The sequence below is a fragment of the Clostridium sp. C8-1-8 genome, from assembly GCF_009928445.1.
Taxonomy (GTDB): domain Bacteria; phylum Bacillota; class Clostridia; order Clostridiales; family Clostridiaceae; genus Clostridium_AR.
Window position 1 is genome coordinate 46,224 of sequence record NZ_JAABNO010000023.1, and the last position, 23,165, is coordinate 69,388.

Annotated in this window: 21 protein-coding genes and 1 riboswitch; of the genes, 18 read left to right on the forward strand and 3 right to left on the reverse strand. The window is 31.7% G+C overall.

Going from position 1 to position 23,165, the window contains the following annotated elements:
- Window positions 1-792: DNRLRE domain-containing protein (locus tag GXK57_RS26385; RefSeq protein WP_202127752.1), on the reverse strand; the 792-nt coding region annotated here is incomplete at its 3' end.
- Window positions 793-1,030: 238 nt separating this feature from the next.
- Here GXK57_RS26385 and GXK57_RS19410 point away from each other — a divergent pair.
- The 10 genes from GXK57_RS19410 (at window position 1,031) to GXK57_RS19455 (ending at window position 12,027) form a co-directional block, all read left to right on the forward strand.
- Window positions 1,031-1,600 (forward strand): SOS response-associated peptidase, encoded by a 570-nt coding sequence (locus GXK57_RS19410; RefSeq protein ID WP_160679516.1) that lies wholly within the window; start codon window positions 1,031-1,033, stop codon window positions 1,598-1,600.
- Window positions 1,601-1,797: 197 nt separating this feature from the next.
- Window positions 1,798-2,577, forward strand: a complete 780-nt coding sequence (locus tag GXK57_RS19415) for an aldo/keto reductase (RefSeq protein ID WP_160679562.1) — start codon at window positions 1,798-1,800, stop codon at window positions 2,575-2,577.
- 80 nt (window positions 2,578-2,657) lie between these two features.
- A riboswitch (purine riboswitch) is annotated at window positions 2,658-2,760 on the forward strand.
- A gap of 114 nt (window positions 2,761-2,874) precedes the next feature.
- Window positions 2,875-3,447, forward strand: coding sequence for a xanthine phosphoribosyltransferase (locus GXK57_RS19420; protein ID WP_160679517.1), 573 nt, complete (start codon window positions 2,875-2,877; stop codon window positions 3,445-3,447).
- A 43-nt stretch (window positions 3,448-3,490) separates the two neighbouring features.
- Window positions 3,491-4,597, forward strand: a complete 1,107-nt coding sequence (locus tag GXK57_RS19425) for a BMP family ABC transporter substrate-binding protein (RefSeq protein ID WP_160679518.1) — start codon at window positions 3,491-3,493, stop codon at window positions 4,595-4,597.
- A 74-nt stretch (window positions 4,598-4,671) separates the two neighbouring features.
- Window positions 4,672-6,177: an ABC transporter ATP-binding protein gene (locus GXK57_RS19430; protein ID WP_160679519.1), complete on the forward strand. Its 1,506-nt coding sequence runs from the start codon at window positions 4,672-4,674 to the stop codon at window positions 6,175-6,177.
- 18 nt (window positions 6,178-6,195) lie between these two features.
- Window positions 6,196-7,248 (forward strand): ABC transporter permease, encoded by a 1,053-nt coding sequence (locus GXK57_RS19435; protein WP_202127753.1) that lies wholly within the window; start codon window positions 6,196-6,198, stop codon window positions 7,246-7,248.
- Window positions 7,245-8,174: an ABC transporter permease gene (locus tag GXK57_RS19440; RefSeq protein WP_160679566.1), complete on the forward strand. Its 930-nt coding sequence runs from the start codon at window positions 7,245-7,247 to the stop codon at window positions 8,172-8,174. The genes GXK57_RS19435 and GXK57_RS19440 overlap by 4 nt, the downstream gene beginning before the upstream one ends.
- A 387-nt stretch (window positions 8,175-8,561) precedes the next feature.
- Entirely contained in the window at window positions 8,562-9,866 is a 1,305-nt protein-coding gene (uraA, locus tag GXK57_RS19445; protein ID WP_160679520.1) for a uracil permease, read from the forward strand.
- 546 nt (window positions 9,867-10,412) lie between these two features.
- Window positions 10,413-11,036, forward strand: a complete 624-nt coding sequence (locus tag GXK57_RS19450; RefSeq protein WP_160679521.1) for a DUF47 family protein — start codon at window positions 10,413-10,415, stop codon at window positions 11,034-11,036.
- A complete protein-coding gene (locus GXK57_RS19455; protein WP_160679522.1) occupies window positions 11,029-12,027 on the forward strand; it encodes an inorganic phosphate transporter in 999 nt (332 codons plus the stop codon). Before GXK57_RS19450 ends, GXK57_RS19455 begins: the two co-directional genes overlap by 8 nt.
- A 220-nt stretch (window positions 12,028-12,247) precedes the next feature.
- Here GXK57_RS19455 and GXK57_RS19460 read toward each other — a convergent pair whose 3' ends face one another.
- Window positions 12,248-12,961 (reverse strand): glycerophosphodiester phosphodiesterase, encoded by a 714-nt coding sequence (locus GXK57_RS19460; RefSeq protein ID WP_279285520.1) that lies wholly within the window; start codon window positions 12,959-12,961, stop codon window positions 12,248-12,250.
- Between the two features lie 306 nt (window positions 12,962-13,267).
- Here GXK57_RS19460 and GXK57_RS19465 point away from each other — a divergent pair, with 306 nt between their 5' ends.
- The 7 genes from GXK57_RS19465 to GXK57_RS19495 all read left to right on the forward strand — a co-directional run bounded on the left by GXK57_RS19465 (window position 13,268) and on the right by GXK57_RS19495 (window position 18,614).
- Window positions 13,268-14,275 (forward strand): LacI family DNA-binding transcriptional regulator, encoded by a 1,008-nt coding sequence (locus GXK57_RS19465; RefSeq protein WP_160679523.1) that lies wholly within the window; start codon window positions 13,268-13,270, stop codon window positions 14,273-14,275.
- Window positions 14,276-14,308: 33 nt separating this feature from the next.
- Window positions 14,309-15,043 (forward strand): restriction endonuclease, encoded by a 735-nt coding sequence (locus GXK57_RS19470; protein ID WP_160679524.1) that lies wholly within the window; start codon window positions 14,309-14,311, stop codon window positions 15,041-15,043.
- 81 nt (window positions 15,044-15,124) lie between these two features.
- Window positions 15,125-15,313 (forward strand): hypothetical protein, encoded by a 189-nt coding sequence (locus tag GXK57_RS19475; RefSeq protein WP_160679526.1) that lies wholly within the window; start codon window positions 15,125-15,127, stop codon window positions 15,311-15,313.
- 354 nt (window positions 15,314-15,667) lie between these two features.
- A complete protein-coding gene (locus GXK57_RS19480) occupies window positions 15,668-16,330 on the forward strand; it encodes a hypothetical protein (protein ID WP_160679528.1) in 663 nt (220 codons plus the stop codon).
- 236 nt (window positions 16,331-16,566) lie between these two features.
- The gene (locus GXK57_RS19485) at window positions 16,567-16,821 is read left to right on the forward strand and encodes a hypothetical protein (RefSeq protein WP_160679530.1); all 255 of its coding nucleotides are present in this window, start codon (window positions 16,567-16,569) and stop codon (window positions 16,819-16,821) included.
- Between the two features lie 199 nt (window positions 16,822-17,020).
- A complete protein-coding gene (locus GXK57_RS19490; protein ID WP_160679532.1) occupies window positions 17,021-17,752 on the forward strand; it encodes a gamma-glutamyl-gamma-aminobutyrate hydrolase family protein in 732 nt (243 codons plus the stop codon).
- Window positions 17,753-17,786: 34 nt separating this feature from the next.
- Window positions 17,787-18,614, forward strand: coding sequence for a PhzF family phenazine biosynthesis protein (locus GXK57_RS19495; protein WP_160679534.1), 828 nt, complete (start codon window positions 17,787-17,789; stop codon window positions 18,612-18,614).
- A gap of 25 nt (window positions 18,615-18,639) precedes the next feature.
- Here the strand turns inward: GXK57_RS19495 and GXK57_RS19500 are convergent, their stop codons facing one another.
- A complete protein-coding gene (locus GXK57_RS19500; RefSeq protein ID WP_160679536.1) occupies window positions 18,640-19,593 on the reverse strand; it encodes a D-2-hydroxyacid dehydrogenase in 954 nt (317 codons plus the stop codon).
- A gap of 246 nt (window positions 19,594-19,839) precedes the next feature.
- Between GXK57_RS19500 and GXK57_RS19505 the strand changes: the two genes are divergently transcribed.
- Window positions 19,840-23,070, forward strand: a complete 3,231-nt coding sequence (locus GXK57_RS19505; RefSeq protein ID WP_160679538.1) for an SNF2-related protein — start codon at window positions 19,840-19,842, stop codon at window positions 23,068-23,070.
- Window positions 23,071-23,165: the final 95 nt, after the last annotated feature.

The following is a 23,165-nucleotide window of genomic DNA, read 5'->3' on the forward strand; positions in this document are numbered from 1 at the left end:
AGCACCAGTAGGACCAGTAGGTCCGGTAGATCCAGTAGGGCCAGTAGGTCCGGTAGCGCCAGTAGGTCCGGTAAATCCAGTAGGACCGGTAGGACCAGTAGGACCAGTAGGTCCGGTAGCGCCAGTAGGTCCGGTAAATCCAGTAGGACCAGTAGGACCAGTAGGACCAGTAGGACCAGTAGGTCCGGTAGATCCAGTAGGTCCGGTAGATCCAGTAGCACCGGTAGGACCAGTAGCACCAGTAGGACCAACAATAGGTTGATAGAATATCTTTAGTATAGGAGGATTAGAACTTTCTTTTGAAGAAAATGCTGTCAATGAATTTGTAACTTCTTCGCAGCCTCTTATTGTTATTCCATAATTATCATAGAAGCCTAAAGCCCAACCTTTAACTAAATCTGTTATGTCTATTCCTATATATGAATATTTATCAGCTCTATTCACATCTCTGGTGTATCCTGTAGGCTCAACTGTAGGAGCATTATTCCATATCACAGAGTTTTCATTAAAATCTTGTGTGTTTCTATATATTGTAATTGCTGAATCTCTAAAGGCACAATCTTTTAACTTAATATCATCGACATACAAGTACAAAGTTGCTCTTGATATCATTGTTCCATATGGAATTGTGGGGTTTAAATTGAATTTTATTAATGTTCTAAATATATTATAATTACAATTATACTTTGTATAATTGCCTACCAACAAAAATGCTGATGATGAGAAATTTTCATTGGGATTTAAGCTAGAAATATACGCATCATCAGTTGGTAACAGATTGATATAAGCCATAACTTTAAATCACCTCACTATAGTGATAATAATAGATAACTACATTTGGTATAATATTATTAATCTATAGACTGAATAAAAAATGCAGCGATTCTTTCATGATTAATACAGTTTGACATGATAACACAAGCTAGAATCTTCTAGTATAGAATATGTAATTTGAAGACAATTTGTGTCTAAATTTGATATAAATAACTGATGTATTAAAGTATATGAATTTATAAGGAGTAGTGATACAATGTGTGGAAGATTTTATCTTAATAAAAGCTTTTTGGTAGAAGGTACTGAACAAGTTACCGTAGAATATGGAGAAAAACTTCCTTCTAATTCGGCTTTTATTATGACTTATGAAGAAAGTGATACTATGAAGTGGGGATTACCATATGAGAAGACATTGGTGATTAATGCTAGGTCTGAAAGTTTATTTCAGAAAAAGATGTTTTCTGAATGCATAAAAAATAAACGTTGTGTGATCCCAGCAAGTTGGTTTTACGAATGGAAGAATGGCATAAAGTATAAGATTAGTTTAGAAAATGAGGAAATTTTCTACATGGCTGGAATATATAATAAATTTATTAATAAAAATGGAGAAGTATCTCATGGTTTTGTCATAATAACCACAGCTTCTAACAATGAAATGAGCGAGATACATCACAGAATGCCGGTAATGTTAAGTGATGATGAGAAAGACGAATATCTCGATCCAGATACAGAAATGCAAGAAATAAAAAATCTATTAAAAACTATTGATGATGGAGTACTTAGTATAACTGCAGATAGTGGAAGTGAGCAGCTTTCATTGTTCTAATAAGAAAAATATCTTAAGGACAAAGAATAGATATACGTGACTTCTTAAATACAAGTTATGTATAAAAGATACCTTTGTTACTTTTATATATTAGGCTTTTGTGGTACAATATAATAAATTTAACAATAAAACATTTTTAGGAGGTAATTGCAGTGAAGAGTATAGTAGATTGTGCTACTTTAAGTAATGGCGTAAATATGCCATGGTTAGGCTTTGGTACATTTAAGGTAAGTGATGGTAAGCAAGTTGTTGACTCGGTAAAAGAAGCGTTAAGACTTGGTTATAGACATATAGATACTGCTGCTGTATATAAAAACGAAGAAGGAGTAGGGTTAGGTATAAAAGAGAGCGGAATAGCAAGAGAAGAAATATTCCTAACAAGCAAGGTTTGGAATTCAGATCAAGGTTATGAGTCAACCCTTAAAGCTTTTGAAACTTCTATCGATAAGCTAGGTACAGATTACTTGGACTTATATTTAATACATTGGCCTAAAGCTTTAAATAGAGATACCTGGAAGGCATTAGAAAAGCTATATAAGGATGGACGTGTAAGATCAATAGGCGTAAGTAATTTTAAAGTTCATCATCTAGAAGATTTGAAACAAGTATCAGAAATAACTCCTATGGTAAATCAAGTGGAGTTTCATCCTCAATTTCCACAGGACGAAGTATTAGCTTACTGCAAAAAGAATAATATCCAATTAGAGGCTTGGGGGCCATTAATGCAAGGAAAGATCTTTGATATACCTGTAATGAAGGAACTTTCGGAAAAATATAATAAAAGTATATCACAGCTTGCTTTAAGATGGGATTTACAAATGGGTGTTGTAACAATACCTAAATCAGTTAATCCTGTTAGAATAGAGGAAAATATGAAAATTTTCGATTTTGAAATAACTAGGGAAGACATGGAAAAGATAGCATCTATCAATACTGGGGAAAGAATAGGACCAGATCCAGATCTAATAACATTTTAAAAATTGAAAATTTATATTGATTTTTTCTTCGACATGTTATAACATATTTTGTGTAAGACAAATGCGAACAATTAGTAAACAATTTAATACAACGTTCACATCGTATATGCTTAATAATAGGGATTAAGCGTTTCTACCGGGAGGCCGTAAACTACCTGACTACGAATGTGCAGTTACTTTTAAAATTATAAGAAATACTGTAATTTTATTATTTTCGTAATTGTATATTCCTGGGCAGAAAGTTGCTCAGGAATTTTTTGCTTTTAATGAATCTTTTTACCTGAAAGGATGTATAAGATGAAATTGCTAAAGGAAAAGATACTAGCTGATGGAAGAGCTAGAGGATCAAATATTTTAAAGGTTGATAGCTTCTTAAACCACCAACTGGATATTAGGTTGTTAAATGAAATAGGTAAGGAATTTAGAGCTAGATTTCAAGAAGAAAAAGTGGACAAGATATTGACAATAGAAGCTTCTGGTATAGGTATAGCAAGCATAGCTTCACAGTATTTTGAGTATGTGCCAGTAGTTTTTGCTAAGAAGACCGATAGCCTAAATATTGATAAAGAAGTTTATGAATCAAAAGTACATTCTTTTACAAAAAATAAAGACTACAATGTAATGGTTGGGAAAAGGTTCCTGAATCAAGGCGAAAATGTGTTGATAATAGATGATTTTCTTGCAAATGGTTGTGCAGCAGTTGGTCTAATAAATATAGTAAAGCAAGCTGGTGCAAATGTAGTAGGTGTTGGTATTGTTATTGAAAAGGGATTCCAAAATGGAAGAAAAGAAATAGAGAAATTAGATGTTAAGGTTGAATCTCTAGCAATAATAGAAAAGATGGAAGAGGGAAAAATATATTTTAAATAAATATTTTAATTTATTAATTTTATACTTAGGGAGGAAGAAATAAATGAAAAGAGTTTTTAAGGTATTGTGCAGTGCGATAGTAGCATCATCACTTCTTTTAGTTGGATGTGCAAGTAAGAGTGATAGCAGTAGCAGTAAAGGTAGTGACAAAAAGCCAAAGGTTGGATTTTTATATGTTGGACCAGTAGGAGATGGCGGCTTTACTTACTCTCATGATCAAGGTAGAATTTATCTTCAAAAGGAATTAGGTGTTGAAACTGTTGCTAAAGAATCCGTAAAGGAAGATAAAGCAGAAGTTGAAAAAGCTATTGAAGATATGATAGAACAAAATGTTACAGTAATATTTGGAACAAGCTTTGGTTTCCAAGAAGGTATGCTTTCAGAAGCTAAGAAACATCCAGAAATAAAATTCATGCATTGTTCAGGTTACGAAACTGCAGATAACTTAGGTCAATATTTCGGTAAAGTTCAAGAAATGATGTATTTAAATGGTATAGTTTCTGGACTTAAGACAAAAACTAATACATTAGGTTTTGTTGGTGCATTCCCAATCCCTGAGGTTATAAGAAACATAAATGCATTTACACTTGGTGCTCAATCAGTAAATAAGAATGTTAAGGTTAAAGTTAACTGGACTAATACTTGGTATGATCCTGCAAAAGAAAAAGATGCTGCAACAGCGTTAATAGATGCTGGTGCTGACGTAATAGCGCAACATCAAGATACAGCAGGGCCACAACAAGCAGCTGAAGCAAAAGGAGTTTTCTCAGTTGGTTATAACACAGATATGAGCAAGACAGCTCCAAAAGCAAACATGACATCAGCAATATGGAACTGGGGACCTTACTATGTTAAGGTTGTTAAGTCGATAATGGACGGAACTTGGAAGTCAGGAAAGTATTGGGGAGAATACGCTGACGGTGTTGTTGATTTAGCTCCATTAACAGCTAATGCACCAGAAAATGCTAAGGATGCAGTAGAAAAGGCAAAGGCTGATATAAAATCAGGTAAAAACAAGATATTTGTTGGACCAATCAATGATCAAAAGGGTGCTGTAAAAGTTGAATCAGGAAAGACTTTAACAGATGATGAAGTTTGGAACATGAACTGGTTCGTTCAAGGCGTAGACGGAACTATACCAAATCAATAATAGACATTATATAAAATTTTGAATTTGAGCTGAAGAATTCTATTCTTCAGTTCTCTTATATTGTGGAGGAAGATATGAATAAGAAACCTTTAATTGCATTAAAAGGAATAAGTAAAACCTTCGGAAAAGTAGCTGCTAATAAAGACATTGATCTTGATATATACAGTGGAGAAATTCATGCACTTTTAGGAGAAAATGGAGCTGGTAAAAGTACTTTAATAAGTATAATCTCAGGAGTGTATATGCCTGATGGTGGTACTATGGAGTGGAATGGAGAAAAGGTAAGCTTTTCATCACCTAAAGATGCGATGAAGCACGGGGTAGGAACCATATATCAGCACTTTAAACTTGTAGAAGCAATGACTGCAAGAGAAAACATACTTTTAGGTCAAAAAGGTAGTATATTTAGGAATGATAAAAAAGTTGATAAAGATATAAAAACTATTATTGAAACCTATGCTCTTGATGTTGAACTTGATAAGTATGTTATGGACATGTCAGTTGGAGAGAGACAAAACCTTGAGATATTAAAGGTTCTATATAGAGGTGCAAAGCTTCTAATACTAGATGAACCTACTACTGTATTTACTCCTCAAGAAACAGAAAAACTATTTAAAATTATGAGAAAGATGAAAGAGCAGGGCTGTGCACTTATATTTATTTCTCATAAGATGGATGAAGTAATGGAGATTTGCGACAAAATAACTATCTTAAGAAAAGGTGAGACAGTAAAAACCTTAGAAAAGACAGATACTAATCCAAAGGAACTTACGGAAGCAATGGTAGGAAGAGCTGTTGAACTTTCTATTAAGAGAGAGGTATGTACTTCAAATAATAAATTGCTTACAGTAAGTAATTTAGTTGTGCTTAATGAAGAAAAATCCCAAGCAGTGAAATCTATATCTTTCGATATTAAAGCTGGCGAAGTCTTTGGTATTGCAGGAATAGCTGGTTCTGGTCAAAAAGAACTATGTGAAGCTATTGCAGGAATAAGCAACATAAAATCAGGAAGTATAGTGTTTGAAGGAGAAAGCCTAGAAGGAAAAAATCCAAGAGAATTCGTTAAAAGAGGAATAAGCATGAGTTTCATCCCTGAAGATAGATTAGGAATGGGACTTGTAGGTTCTATGGACATGGTAGATAATATGCTTCTAAAAACTTACTATGCTGAAAAAGGATTTTTAATCAATAGAAAGCCTGTTGCTGAGAAGGCTAAGGCTATAAAGGGAACTTTGGATATAAAAACTCCAAGTATTCATTATCCTATAAAATATCTTTCTGGTGGAAATATTCAAAAGATACTTCTAGGAAGAGAACTAAGTTCAAATCCAAAACTATTAATAATGGCATATCCTGTGAGAGGATTAGATATAAACACCTGTTTTATAATATATAATCTGATAAATGAAGCTAAAGCCAAAGGAACTGCAGTTCTGTTCGTTGGTGAAGATCTAGATGTTCTAATGCAGCTTTGCGATAGAATCATGGTAATGTGTGATGGAGCTTCTAGCGGAATAATAAAAGCTGAAGAGGCTACTAGAGAAAAACTTGGACTCATGATGGTTGGAGCAGATGAATAGAATTAGGAGGGAATAGCTTTGGCGAGACTTATTAAAAGAGAAGAAATTAATAAAACAACAAGAATAAAAGTAATGGTTATTGCTATATTATTAGCATTTATAGTATCTGGGATATTTTTAGCTATATTAGGATATGATCCAATAAGTGTATTTGGTTCGATGATAAAAGGTTCCTTTGGGTCTGCTTATAGAGTAAGACAGACTATAATAAGAGCAATACCATTAGTTATTGCATCTATAGGTATTTCAGTGGCCTTTAAAATGTTATTCTGGAACATTGGTGGAGAAGGACAAATATTTATGGGAGCTCTGGGTTCAGCCTTAGTAGCTCTTAATATGCCTAATCTTTCAAAACCATTGTTATTATTGCTAATGTTAGTGGCAGCAATAGTTTTTGGTGGATTGTGGTCCTTACTAGCTGGAATATTGAAGGTTTACTTCAATACAAATGAAACCATAATAACATTAATGCTTAATTATATAGCATTAAAATTCATAACTTATCTTCAATATGGTCCTCTTAGAGATAAAAAAGCAATGAATTTTCCTAAGATACCTAACTTTTCTGATAATGCAGTATTACCTAAATTGTTTAATATACATATAGGGTGGATATTTGCAATAATTATCGTAGTAGTATTTTATTTCGTTATGAAGCACTCAAAGCTTGGATATGAGATATCTGTTATAGGTGAAAGCCATAACACTGCAAGATATGCAGGTATAGGTATAAATAAAACTATTTTAAAAGCAATTTTTATAAGTGGTGCTCTTTGTGGTATTGTTGGCTTTATTCAAGCTTCTGCAGTAAGTGGAACTCTTTCCACTGAGATAACTGGAGGGGTAGGAAATACAGCTATAATAATTGCATGGTTATCCAATCTTAATTCTGTTGTAATAATGGTAGTTTCAATACTGTTTGCAGCGCTTTTAGAAGGTGGAAATTATATTCAGACTGCTTTCGGTATACCTAATGCTGCTGCATCAGTAATACAAGCACTTATATTATTCTTTGTATTAGGAAGCGATTTGTTTATGAGATATAAAATTTCTTTTAGGAGGAACAAATAATGAATGTTGTGTCATTTTTACATGCTGCAATAATAGCTGGAACTCCTCTTTTACTAGCTACCTTAGGTGAAATACTTACAGAGAAGGTAGGGAATCTTAACCTAGGAGTTGAGGGAATGATGCTTCTAGGAGCGGTAATGGGCTTTATAGTTGGATATAGTACTGGTAATCCATATCTAGCACTTCTAGCAGCTATAGTCGCTGGGGGCTTTGGTGGCTTTATATTTGGGGCATTAACTGTTACTTTAAGAGCTAATCAAGTTGTTACAGGATTAACCTTAACCATATTTGGTACTGGTATGTCAAGCTTACTTGGTCAAAAGGTAGTAGGTCAAGTTGTTCCAGAAGGAATAAAGAACTTTTTTGCACCAATGCCTATACCTTTATTAAGTAAGATTCCATATGTAGGACCAATACTATTTACACAAGATATATTTGTTTATATATCATATTTGTTAGCAATAGTTATAGGGGTTTATCTTTATAATACAAAGGCTGGACTTAACCTGAGAGCTGTAGGAGAAAACCCAGCATCGGCAGATGCTGTCAGTATTAATGTTGGTCTATATAAGTATATAAATATCATTCTAGGTGGAGCTTTAGCAGGTCTTGGTGGAGCGTATCTTTCCTTAGTATATGTTCCAGCATGGCAGGAAAACATAGTTGCAGGTAGAGGATGGATCGCAGTTGCCTTAGTTATATTTGCAGCATGGAATCCATATAAGGCAATTCTAGGAGCATATTTATTTGGAGGACTTGATATAATAGGATTCAGATTGGGGAAAGTTGCTATAAATCAGTACTTTTTATCTATGCTTCCATATTTAGTTACCATAGTGGTATTAGTATTCGTTTCAGCAAAAAAATCAAAAAAAAATTCTCCTCCTAAGGGACTTGGAAATAATTATTTTAGAGAAGAGAGATAGAGAAAATTATAAAGTTTTTTGTTGCTTTTTTATTAAACCTATGATATATTCTACTAGATAACTTAAGAACCTTTAAATCAGTCCAGAGAGGCTGTAAGGAGTAGAATATAATTATAGAAATTATTGTATGTTTTTATAACTTCTTACGGCAGTAAGAAGTTTTTTTTATTCTATAAAAAATAATATCTTGTATGAAGCTGACGATAAGTATGTGTATACACTTTAAGTACCTATATTTATACTTTATGGACAAACATAGATTGTATAAATAAAAAGCAAAATATAAGTTAAAGAATAAAAAAACAATATGTCATACTTTTAATTTAGTCCAGAGAGGCTAAAAAGGAAGCGTAAGCTTCCCCAAAACAAAACAGGGGGGATTTTTTCATGGCAAGTAATGTACAAAAGAAACAAGAAGTTCTTAACTCAAAGGTTGGAAGCATAGATGTTAATGATAAGCTTCCATTAAAGACAGCAATTCCACTAAGCTTGCAACATTTGTTTGCAATGTTCGGATCATCAGTTCTAGTACCAATTCTATTCAACGTAGATCCATCAATAGTTTTATTTTTCAATGGTATAGGTACTCTTTTATACGCATTCATAACTAAGAAAAAGATACCTGCATACTTAGGATCAAGCTTTGCCTTTATAGCGCCAGTTTTAGCTTTAATGGGAAAAGGCTTAAGCTTTGGAGAAATTCAAAGTGGATTTGTAGTAGTAGGTATAGTTTTAGCCGCAGTAGCTATATTAATAGGTTACACTGGAGTAGGCTGGATTAAGAAGGTTTTCCCACCAGCATCAATGGGAGCAATTGTGGCTATAATAGGACTTGAGTTAGTCCCTGTAGCAGCTGACATGGCTGGTTTTGCAGTAGGTGGTTCAAATACAAAGGTGTTTAATCCAACTTGGGCAATCATATCAATGATAACTTTATTAACTGTAATATTATGTTCAGTATTATGTAGAGGATTCTTTAAAATAATACCAATACTTATAGGTATTATAGTTGGATATGTACTTTCAATAGTTATGGGAGTAGTTGATTTTGCAACAATAGGTAAGGCAAGTATAATAGCAATTCCTAAGTTCTCATTAGTAAAATTTAATATGACAGCTATAATAACTATAGTGCCAGCAGCTTTTGTAGTTATGGCAGAACATATAGGACATTTAGCTGTAACAGGAAATATTGTAGGAAAAGATTTAACTGAAGATCCAGGATTACATAGATCAATGTTAGGTGACGGGTTATCAACTATAATTTCAGGATTTTTTGGATCAGTGCCAACAACTACATATGGTGAAAATATAGGTGTATTAGCAATAACAAAGGTTTATAGTGTATATGTAATAATGGGAGCAGGAGCTTTATCAATAGTCCTAGGTTTCTCAGGTAAGCTTGCAGCTATTATAAAGAGTGTTCCAACTCCAGTAATCGGAGGAGTATCACTTCTATTATTCGGAACTATAGCTATAGCCGGTTTCAGAACTTTTGTAGAAGAAAAAGTTGATTTCTCTAAGCAAAGAAACTTAATGTTGACTTCAGTAATATTCGTAGTAGGTTTAAGTGGAATAAAGATCACTTTAGGAACTGTAGAAATAAAAGGTATGGTACTAGCAACTCTTGTAGGTGTGGTGCTCAACCTAGTATTCTTAGTATTCGATAAATTAAACTTAATGAATGAATAAGCAGAATATCTTCATAATATAAAGAAATACCTAATTTCAACAATTAAAGCATGAGAATATTACTTTAAGAAATATTCTTAGCTAAGTTGAAGTTGGGTGTTTTTTATTGTTTGGACCAGTATGAAAGTTTTTCTTTATGTACATTTGAAAAGATAGATGAGAAAAAATTAGTGAAAAAGCTTTAAACAATTTTTTATATTAGTATATTTTAGGGCAATGATAAGATAATATGTTGTAAGTCTAAGTTTGTAAATTACAAATATGTACATAACTTATTACTGGAATTGTTAGTAATTAATTACCTATGATTCATTGTTATGTTAATTAGGTATTATATTTACTATATTGGTTAATTAGACAAATATCATAAAGTTAAAAAAAGGTTAACTTTATGATAATAATGTTAAAAAAGATTAGAATAAGTTATTAATATTAAAAAGTGATTGCAAAAGCTAAAAAAGTTAATAGAACTTAACACAATCTTAACAAATAGCTTGTATCATTAATAGAGTTGAGCAAAATAATGTTAAATCATAGGAGGAAGCTATGTTTAATTTATCACCTAAAAACGACAAATTCTTTGAACTATTTATTTCATTTTCGGAAATCATAAATGAAGCTGCACTTGCACTTGATGATTTCGTTAAGTCTCCAAATGAGGCAAATGAAAAGTATGAACACTTGAGAGATATCGAACACAAAGGAGACGATAAGCTACATAACATTTTAGACGAAGTAAATAACAGCTTTATCACACCTATCGACAGAGAAGATATCTTTATTATCGGAAAAGCACTTGATGACGTTGTTGATTATATTGAAGACACTGCAGCAAGATTTATGATGTATAATGTTAATGAAGTTAACGAAAACGCTTTGTTAATCTCAAAAAACATAGTAAAAGCTAGTGAAGAGCTAATGCTTCTAATGAAGGCTTTTAAGAACATGAAGAATACTACTGAAATAAAGAGCAAAATAGTAGCTGTAAACGTGCTTGAAAATGAATGTGATAGAATATTTAGAGAAAGCATGAAAACATTATTTAGTGGAGAAACAAAGGAAATCAAAATAATCATTTGGAAGGATATCTACGAAGCATTAGAGTATGCTATAGATTCATGTGAAAAACTTGCAAATGTTATTGAAGGAGTTGTAACAAAGCATGTCTAGTTCTGTATTAGTAGTAACTATTATTGTTGTTGTTCTAGCATTAGGCTTTGACTTTATAAATGGTTTCCACGATACTGCTAACTCGATTGCTACCTCTGTTTCTACAAGAGTACTTACACCTAAGCAAGCTATACTTATGTCGGCTTTCTTAAACTTTGTAGGTGCATTCATAAGTACTAGTGTTGCTAAGACTGTGGGATCAGATATAGTTAACACACAGTTAATATCGCAGACAGTTGTACTTGCAGCATTAGTTGCTGCAATTATATGGAATCTTATCACTTGGTATTTTGGTATACCTAGTAGTTCTTCACATGCACTAATTGGAGGCCTTATAGGGGCTGCAATAGTTTATAAAATGAGTTTTGCAGTTGTCTATTGGCATAGTTTTTTAATAAAAATAGTATTATGGTTATTTTTATCACCAGTTATAGGTTTTATAATGGGGTATTTATTCATGACTGCTCTAAACTGGATGCTAAGAAAAGCTAAGCCATCTCAAGTTACAAAATCATTTTCAAAGCTTCAGATATTATCAGCTGCGCTAATGGCATTTAACCATGGTGGAAATGATGCTCAAAAATCAATGGGTATAATATCAATGGCTTTAGTAAGTGGAGGACTTATAAGTACATTCCATGTACCTTTTTGGGTAAAGGCTGGATGTGCTATCTCAATGGCACTTGGAACATCAATTGGTGGATGGAAGATTATAAAGACAATGGGTGTAAACATGGCCAAACTTGCGCCAGTTAACGGATTTGCAGCTGAAACTGGAGCTGCTGCAGTTATATTTACTGCAACTATGCTTCATGCACCTGTAAGTACTACTCATATAATCTCAGGATCTATAATGGGTGTTGGTGCATCAAAGAGATTTTCATCTGTAAGTTGGAGCTTAGCACAGAGTATAGCATGGACATGGGTTATAACAATTCCAATCTGTGCAACGTTAGGTGGATTAACAATATTCCTAATAAAGCTAATATAATACTTTAATATGATTACATAAAAAATATATGGTTCCAAAGTGAACTGGAATTGCTAGATATAGAAGTATCTATACCTAGTAAACAGTTTGTTTTGGAACCTTTTTTTGTTCATAAAATTATATTTTAGATAAATTTGTTGATAACTAAGTGTAGATAGTATAAATACATATACCACAATTTCTTCACATACATTCAGAAAAGGCAGATAAGCAAAAAAAGTTATAGATTTTTAGAAAGCAAATCTCTTAAAATATCTGGATAATTGGTTATTATACCATCCACACCTAAATCTATTAGTTTCGACATATACTCAGGGTAATTAACAGTATAGGTGTTTATTTCAAAACCTTTTTGTCTTATATCGTCTACAAATTCTTTATCTAGTACGGAACAAAATTGAGGATGCATAGCATCAGCATTGCAAAGCTTGCAGTATTCACCAGGCTTATAAATCCATGAGTCATATAGTAGACCAGTCTTTATGCTGCTATCTATGGCTTTCAGCTTTACCATTGAATAATGGTTAAAGGAAGATATTATTACTTTATCTTTTGGGTAGTTGTACTTATAAAGCAGATCTATGGTTATATTTTCTAAATTACTATAAGGTATTATGCTGTTTTTTAGTTCAATATTTATAAATAGGTTGTTTTCTTTAGAAAAAGCTATGAACTCTTCTAAGGTTGGTAGCTTCTGACCATTTCCAAAGTCTAATTTTATAAGTTCAGAGTAGTTGTAATCTTTAATAAATCCTAAACCGTTAGAAGTTCTATTAAGGGTTTCATCATGAATCAAAACTGGAACGTTATCTTTAGTCAATTGTACATCTGTTTCAATCCCATCACACTTTGCTTCAAGGGCTTTTTGAAAAGCTAACATAGTGTTTTCTGGGTATTTTCCACTAAATCCTCTATGTGCAATATTAATAGTCAAGGTATCACCTCACAAATATTTATTTTTGGTTATGCTTAAGACTGTTATAAAAACTAAGTGGTTTTGCAACCGATGATTAATTACTTAATTTTAACAAAGTACTTTAACAGAACCATATAGATTTAATAAAATTAGTTTAGTACATTATTTTTATATAAACAAGCATACAGGTATTAAGAAGATGTAAAGTTTTTATATTAAACTTTGATTTTTTACTAAAAAGTTGGTAAAATTTTATTTGTAAAGTTAGATGCTAACTTGGGTTTATATGTTCCTTCAAATAAAATTAGGAGATAAGTAAAAAATATGGCAACAATAAAGGATATAGCAAATAAAGCAGAGGTTTCAATAGCTACTGTCTCTAGAGTGTTAAACTTTGATGATACTCTTAATGTATCTGATGGTACTAAAAAAAGAATATTTGAGGCTGCGGAAGAATTAAATTACATAACAATGAAACAAAGAAAAAGCAAAAAGAGCATATATAAAATTGGGTTGATTCATTGGTATACTGATAAGGAAGAGTTAATCGATCCATATTATATGTCTATAAGAATGGCAATAGAAAAAAAATGTACTGAAGAAAGTATTTCCTTTGTCAGAATAAATGAGGTTTATAATTTAGTTGATGAAGTGGATGGTTTAATTGCTATAGGAAAGTTTGGACAAAAAGATATTGATAAATTTAAGAACTTTTCAAAGAATATAGTTTTTGTAGATTGTTCTCCAGATGAAGAAACTTATGATTCTGTAGTTATTGATTTTAGAAGAGCTGTTAATAATATACTAGACTATTTAACTAGTCTTGGCCATAAGAACATAGGGTTTATTGGTGGACGCGAAGTTATAAACCAAGGAACTGAGGATATAGTAGATTATAGAGAGGTTACTTATATTCAATATATGAATAGTAATGATAACTTCAATCCACATCATGTGAAGCTAGGAAAGTTTACTCCAGCTAGTGGTTATGAATTAATGATGGAACTATTAACACATGAACAGGTTCCTACAGCAGTTTTTATAGCTAGCGACTCAATGGCAATAGGTGCGTATAAAGCTATAAATGAATTAGGCTTATCGATTCCTAAAGATGTGAGTGTAATAGGCTTTAATGATATTTCTACTGCTCAATATATAACACCTTCACTTACAACAGTAAAAGCGTATACTGAATTTATGGGAGAAGTGGCTGTAGAGCTATTGATAGAAAGACTAGGGAAAGACAGAGAAATATCAAAAAAGGTTATAATACCTACTAAGCTTATAGTTAGAGAGAGTTGTGGAAAACCAAGAGATTGTAAAATAGACTAACAAACATTATTACGAAAGATAAGGATGAGAAAAGTGAAATATAGAAGTACAAAAGAAGGTAGATTGAGAAAATTTATTTTCTTAATTTATTGTATTTTAATTGGTAAGACTTTTTTTTATGATGGTTATAGCAACATAATTATGAAATTAATTTTATACTCGGTTATTTTGTTTTTTATATACTTAGGATTAAAGAGATATATAAAGAAAAAAGTACTTAAAAGTGGAATTGATAAAATTGATAGGCTTAGCGGCGAGGATTTTGAAGAATATTTGGCTGTAAAGTTTAAAGCTTTAGGATATAAAGTAAAGCTAACACCTGTTACTGCTGACTATGGTGCTGATCTAGTATTGAAGAAGGATAAGGAAAAAATTGTTGTTCAAGCTAAGCGATATAGCAGCAAGGTTGGTGTAGAGGCAGTACAACAAGTAGTAGCTTCCATGAAATACTATGATGCTGATAAATCTATAGTTATAACAAATAATTACTTTACAGAAAATGCAAAGATTCTTGCAAAATGCAATTCTGTAGAATTGCTAGACAGAAAGTATTTATATCAGCTATTAGAAATGGATTCTAAGTTTAGAACTAGATACGAAGATAAAAAATTATGTCCTAGATGTGGAGCCAAATTAGTTGTTAGAGAAGGAAAGTATGGCAAGTTTTATGGCTGCGAAAGCTATCCAAATTGTAATTTTACTATGAATTTAGATAATAAAGTTAAAGATTATAATTTCAATAATATAATTAAAAATAGCTTTAAATAAAAGATTAATTTATAAATAATCATTTTTCCTATTTTCCAGCACAGTAAAATAAATAAAAATTCACAAAATAAGGAGATACAAATGAAAGTTGAAGTTTACCTAAATGGTACGAAAGAACCACTTGTTTATAAAGGTGATAGAATAGATGTTTTAGATCTTAACCTGAATAATATAAATTATAAGCAGATAAGATGCTTTAATAATGGGTTCAGCAAAAGTGAACTAATTGAGGCAAAGTTAGTTAAAAGAGTAACAGAAAAGGCTGAATAAAAAGAAGGACTATCTCTAAAACTAAAGATAAAGTTTGGAGGTGATTTTATGTCTAAGAAAAACCAACAATGGTCATGGAATAGTAAAAGATTTAAAAGTCCTGAGAAAAATGAACAAGAACCTGTTAAAGAGATTCAAAATAAACATAAAGATAAGTAATATAAATATAGATAAGAAAATAATAAGCAGATTACTTTAGATGTAATCTGCTTATTATTTTGGCTCTTCTAAAGTACTGTCTTGAAATCAGGGTTATGAAGGTTTTAGTAAAGTTTATATTAACATACATATTTTGTTTAAGTATAAGGAAGATTAATAGGGATAATTATTAATACAAAAAGGAGTGTTTTATTGGTGAAAAGGAAGGTTATCATTTCTACATTATTTATCATAGCTTTATCTATACCTACTGTAGCTTATGGTGTTGGCGAAAATAGTAAAGATAATAATATTAAAAGTTATACTTATGAAGAGAGAAACAATAAGGAACATCATCATAAGGTTGATGGGCATATAACTAATCATAAATACAAGGCTCTATTAGAAGTTGAAGGACTAAACAACGATAATAAGAAAGCTATGGAAGCTGCTTTGGACAAAAGAGCTAAGTTGAGAGAACAGTTTGTCACTGCAACTAAAGGTAAGGACAAGGAGAAAATCGGGTTTGATGAGTTTAAGAAAGAAGCTAAAGCTATAAGAGATAAAGTTATTAATAAAGAAATAACAGAAGAAGAGGGTAAGAAACAGTTTGAAGAACTACAAGTTAAGAAAAGGGAAGCTTCAGAGATATGGAATAGTTTAAGTGAAAAAGGAAAGAAGGATATAGAGGCATTAGAAAAAGAGTCAAAGGCCATAAGAGAAGACGATAGAAAATACTTTGAGGAATATAGAAAAGCTGTTGAGAGTAAGGATTCTAATAGCTTGAATACTTCCGCTAAACATATCATAAAGGCTATAAACAGACAAAATGAATTAATGGAAAAAAAGATAGATATTATAAAAAAAGAGATGAAGTAATCTATCAAAAATCTTATAAATGTTTAAGGTTTTCATAATATATACTTAGGAAAAATCTAGACAAAAAATCGCAAAGAATATGACTTAGCGATTTTTTGTTTTTTTACTTTATATAAAACACACATGAATAAAAATATTTCTATAATTTGCTATAAAATTAGTACAAGTTTATATAAAAATACATTATAATATTCTAAGGGAAAATGACAATAATATGAAGAGGCGTGGGGGAAATTATGCAAGGAGACTTAATTTTACTATTAGGTATTGCAAATATACCATTATATAAGACCATTTATGAGACGTTCTTCCAAGAAACTATGAGAAGAGATGATCCTAAGAATAGGGATGCTTCTTCAACGCAGATTACTAGAATAAAAAGTATTGGAAAAAGAGATGAAAGACTTTCACTTTTTATATTACTATGTGTGTTAGCTGTTATGTTTGAATTCTTTATAATTGAAGGTACAATTTCTATTTTTACCGTATAGCAGTGGCTCTGAATGCAAAACCTTCACAAAGTACAATAAATAAAGAAAACTTATTTGACTACTAGCCATACAATATATTTATAAATACAAAAATAAAATTATTATAAATAGGTTTTACATAAGATCCTTGAAATAAATATTGCACAATTATTAACTTTAAGAATCAGAAAAAACGAAGTACTATTTTAGGAGGGCTATTATGAATAAGAAGAAACCAGTGATAGGAATTATGGGCAATTTACTTCCCATTGAAAGTGGGGCATTCCTAGGAAGTGAAAGGGTATATGTTACCGATGCATATGTAGATTCTATAGTAAGAGCGGGAGGAGCTCCAATAGTTATTCCTCCAATTTTAGATAAAGAAGCATTAGATATAATATTAACACAAGTAGATGGAATACTACTATCCGGCGGATATGATGTAGATCCATTTCTTTATGGGGAAGAACCAAAGCAGAAGATTGGATATGTGCATAGAGCCGTTGATGATGCAACAATAGAAGTGATAAAAGACTCCTATGATAGTGGTAAGCCAATCTTTGGAATATGCAAAGGAATTCAAATACTAAATGTTGTATTTGGTGGAACTTTACACCAAGATATGTCTTATATTGAAGGAAGTTATGTTAAACACGAGCAAAATGCACCTAATTTTAGAGGAACACACTCTGTAGCTGTTGAAAAGAACAGCCAGTTGTATAAAATAATAGGTGGCGATGTTTTAGTTAATAGTTATCATCACCAGGCTATAAATAAAGTGGCTGATGGATTTGATGTTGTAGCAATTGCAGATGATGGAGTAGTGGAAGCTATTGAAAGGCGTGGAGATAACTTTGTACTTGCAGTACAATGGCATCCAGAGATGATGAGTAAATACAATCAAACTATGCAAGCTCTTTTTGATAGATTTGTTGAGGCTTGTTATAAGTAGATATAGATAAATATTTTAATAAAGGATTGAAGTTATGAAAAGAAATGTAACATTGTACACAGTAGATAGCTTTACTGAAGAGCTATTTAAAGGTAATCCAGCTGGAGTATGTATACTAGATGAAGAGTTAGATGACTATACTATGCAGTCAATTGCTAAGGAACTAAAATATTCTGAAACTGCATTTATATTAGACTTCAGAGATAATATATACAGTATTAGATGGTTCACACCAGAATATGAGGTTGATTTGTGCGGACATGCTACCTTAGCAGCATCCCATGTATTATTAAATGATATAAAAATACCTTTTGATTCAATATTATATAGTTATAATAATGGTGTTATCAAAGCTTCAAGTGAAGAAGATGGCAAGATCGGTATGGATTTTCCAATGGATGAGCCTGAAGCTAATATTTGCTTTGATTATAGCGAGATACAAAGAGCGTTAGGTGTAAGCCAATATAATAATGTGATACTTGGTAAGCATACAGGAAAGCTAGTTTTTGAATTGAAGGATGAAAAATCAGTAACAGCTATAAATCCAGATTTTGAGATGTTGAAACATATCAGTATACAAGGTCTAAAAGGAGTAGGGGTTACAGCCACTTCCTTAGAACAGCAATACGATTTTGTTACTAGATACTTTAATCCCTGGGCTGGAGTAAATGAGGATTATGTTACAGGTTCTGTTCATACCTTACTTGCTAAGTATTGGTCCGTTAAGAAGAACAAGCATGACTTAAAGGCTAAGCAGCTTTCTTCAAGAGAAGGCGAAATAGAACTGCACATAATAGATGATCTAAGAGTAAAGCTAACTGGAAAAGCTAGAATAGTTACAAAGGGTGAAATGTTTTTATAAAGTAAAGATAGAGTATAGACAAAGTCTATACTCTATTTCTTTCTTCGTTTTTTAGGAAAGAATCGATATTTTTATATACTTCTAAAATTAAATTCTTTCTTGCTTCTATGCTTGCCCAAGCTATGTGAGGAGTTATAAATAATCTATTTGAATCTTTTACTTGAAGTAAAGGATTGTTTTCCTCAATAGGCTCCTTGCTTATCACATCTAAACCAGCACCAAGGATGAGAGCCTCATCTAAAGCTTTAGCTAGTGCTTCTTCATTTACTATTCCTCCGCGCCCCATATTAAGCAGAACAGCTGTATTCTTCATTAGCTTAAGTTCTTTGTAGTCTATAAGATTTCTTGTAAGTTCATTTAATGGGCAGTGAATAGATACTACATCACTTTCCATAAGTAATTGATTAAGCTCAACTCTTTTATAAGAGCTGTTGGAATTCTTCCCAGAGGTTGAGTAGTATATTACTTTAGCGCCAAAAGCTTCAGCAACTGTTGCTACTCCTCTACCAATTTCACCAAGCCCAATGATTCCAAAGGTTTTATTATTAAGTTCCCAAAAGTTTTTTCCTATATGTGTGAAAATCTCGCTATTAACATAGTGACCACCTTTTACATATTCATCATAGTATTTAAGATTCTCTAAAATGTAAAGTAATGCTGCAAAGGTATGTTGGACAACACTGTTTGTTGAATATCCTGCTACATTTGTAACCACAATGCCTCTATTCTTAGTGTAATTTAAGTCTACGTTGTTAGTGCCAGTAGCTGTAAGGCAAATTAGTTTTAGGCTAGAACAAACATTGAGATTAGATTCATTTAACAGAACCTTATTAGTTATTACTATTTCTGCATCTCTTATTCGCTCTATCACTTTGTTTGCACTTGTTGTTTCATATATAGTAAGCTTACCAAAAGATTTTAATATGCTTAGGTCTATATCATCTCCCAGTGTTTTAGAGTCTAGTATAACTATGTTCATCTTATCTCCTCCATAATATTGAATTGGTATATATACATTATATGATAATAGGTTGCTTATTTATAGATAATTGACTTCATAATATACATATTTAGAATAAGTATTTGCAGACCATATTATATAATTTAAGCTTATGAGTAAATTTATTAGTTTAGGTTTAACATTATCAAACAAATAATGATATAATAAAAAGGTTAGGCTTTATAAGTGGTAAATCACTTTCAGCTATAACGGGAGGTGAAATTTATGAACTTTAAGTACGGTAATTTAAAAGATTTGTGTAAACCTCATATATTGAAAAAAGGAGAATCCTATTATTCAGGAGATTATGCTTTTGATTTTGAGGTTCAGGAGTTAGAAGAAAATTTGGCTAAAGGCATAAGATGCTATGTAGCTTCAGAATATTTTGATCAGTATTTAGTTAATTTTGAAATAGATTTAAAGAATAATCTTTTAACTGGAAGATGTACCTGTGCAAATTATGCAAAGGATGGAAAAGTATGCAGTCATATAGCTGCAGGATATCTATATTATCTTAATAGGCTTGCTAAAAAAGAAAGAAAAGCTTTAGGTGTTGTTGATCAGATTCTAAAATTATATGATGGTTCATTTAAAGTTAATGAAAAAAGGGAACAGCTGAAATTGGATATAAATCTATCTATAGATAAGTCTAATGTATTATTAGATTTAAAAATAGGAGTAGATAAATTATATTCAGTGAGAGATTTACAAAGCTTCATTACAGATATAGATAAAGAAAACTGTATTATCGAATTTGGTAAAGGTTTTATTTTAGACTTTGAACAGCATTACTTTTGTGAAGAGGATCGTAGATTCTTAAAGTATATTCAAGATTTAGCTCTTATAGGAGAACTTGCTTCAGATAAAAACTCTGTAAACAAAATGTTTGACGGAAAATATATGAAACTTGTAGATTCAACTGTTAAGAGCATATTGAACCACTATGAAGATAAGAGCTTTTGTATTACAGTTGATTCAAATAGATATGATGAGTGCGTAATTGCAGAAGAGAACTTAAAATTTGATATAAATATTGAGGAGACCTCAAAGGAAATATTGGTTGAAGCAGTTAATGACCTACCTGTACCCGTAACATCAGATTATGAATATATTTTTTATCAAGGCAAAGTTTATAGATGTGATGAGAATACAATAAAAAGATTTAAGGCTATTGTACCTCTTCTCTTAAATAGTGAAAAAAAGTCACTTGTGATCCAGAAGAAGGAAAAGAGCTTGTTCGTAGGAAGAGTGCTACCGATGATTAATTCTATATCTCATGTAGAGCTTTCAGAAAATCTTAAGAAAGAAATAGTTGAACCAGGTTTTAATCTAAAGAATAAGTTCTACTTTGATAAGGTTGGTAAATCAGTAGTATTGTTTATTAAGTTCGACTATGGTGTGGTAGAGATTGATGCTATTACAGAACAATACAATCCTAAGGATATAGTTGTTATAAGGGATATAGATAGGGAAGAAGAAATAAAAAGATCAGTATTATCTATGGGCTTTGCAAAGAACAAGAATCACTTAGCTATAAGCGACGAACTCAAAATAATTGAGCTTCAAAATGAAGGGTTAGAAAAGCTTGGTCATCTAGGAGAAGTATATTATTCAGAAGCTTTCAAAAAGTTTAAGATTATAAAGAAGCTTACCTTTACAGCTGGAACTAGAGTTAATTCGGAAGACTTGTTAGAGTTCTCATTTAATATAGATGAGCTTACAAGAGAAGAGCTAATGGGAACCATTAAAGCCCTTAGAAGTGGAAAGAAGTATTATAAGGCGTCTGAAAAAGGCTTTATAATGTTAGACAATCCGGTATTAGTTAAGCTGAACAACCTTTTGGAATCTCTAAATATAAAGGAAAATAATATTCTTGAAGACGCTGTTGAATTGGAGAAATATAATGCTCTGTATTTAGACGAAAAATTGAATCAGTACCTTGGAGATAATGTCATAAATAGAGATGACAAATATGTTAAATTGGTACAGTCAATAAAAAAGGTAGATATAGAGGAGATAGATATACCTAAGTTCTTGAATTGTAGTATGAGAAACTACCAGGTTGCTGGGTATAAGTGGTTAAAGACTTTGAATAAGTATGGGTTTGGAGGAATATTAGCAGATGAAATGGGCTTAGGAAAGACACTTCAGACTATTTCCTTGCTTTTATCTTATAAGGAAGAAGAAAAGCTTAATCCATCTATAGTTATATGCCCAACCTCACTTTTGTATAACTGGAAAGAGGAGCTAGAGAAATTTGCGCCATCATTAAAAGTACTTATTTACTATGGAAGTAAAGCTCAAAGAAATAAGCTTGAAACTGAATTTTCTAACTGCGATGTAATACTTACAACTTATCCAATTGTAAGAATCGATATTGAAGAGTTGAAGGACTATAATTTTAATACCATCATAATAGATGAAGCTCAAAATATTAAGAATAGTACCTCTCAAAATTCTAAGAGTGTAAAAGAATTAAAAGGTAAAAATAGATTTGCACTTACGGGGACGCCTATAGAAAATTCTCTTATGGAATTATGGTCTATATTTGATTTTATAATGCCTGGATTCTTGTTTTCTTCAAACTCGTTCAGAAAAAAATATGAAGTGCCAATAGTTAAAGAGGAAGATAAGAAGGTGTTAGAAGATCTTTTATCTAGAGTTACTCCTTTTATATTAAGAAGAAAGAAGAAGGAAGTTCTAAATGAGCTGCCTCCAAAAATAGAAAGAAAAGTGACTGTGGAGCTTAATAAAGAGCAAAGAAAACTATATTCAACCTACGTTAAGGAGTTTAGAAGCGAGATAGAGAGCAACATTGAGAAAAACGGAATAAACAAGAGTAGAATTCAGATACTATCTGCAATAACTAGGCTTAGACAACTATGCTGTGATCCATCCACTTTTATAAAGGATTATGCAGGTGGTAGTGGTAAGTTGGATACTTTATATGAACTAATAGAAAGCTGTATACAGGAAGGGCACAGGATATTGCTTTTCTCTCAATTTACTTCAGCTCTAAAAAATATTGCAAAGCAGCTTAAGCTTATGGACATATCATATATGTACTTAGATGGTACAGTAAAGTCAGAGGAGAGATTAGAGCTTGTAAACTCTTTTAATAGAGGAGATACTTCAGTGTTCTTGATATCATTAAAAGCTGGAGGGGCTGGACTTAACCTTACATCTGCTGATGTAGTAATACATTTTGACCCATGGTGGAATCCAGCTGTTGAGGATCAAGCGACTGATAGAGCGCATAGAATAGGTCAAGAAAATAGTGTAGAAGTTATAAAGCTTATTACAAAAGGAACTATAGAAGAAAAGATTTATAAGCTTCAAGAGAAGAAGAAGGATATAATGAACAATGTTATGGAAGAAGAGGCTATAGCTTCTTCAGTGATAAGCAACATGGACTTAGAAGATATTAAAGATTTATTTAAAGAAGTAGAGATATAGAAATATTTGCCATATGGAATTATTGGTATTGAAATTAATTGGTTATTCATCCGATGCTTTAATGAACTTACGCAAAGAATTAATATGATTTTATC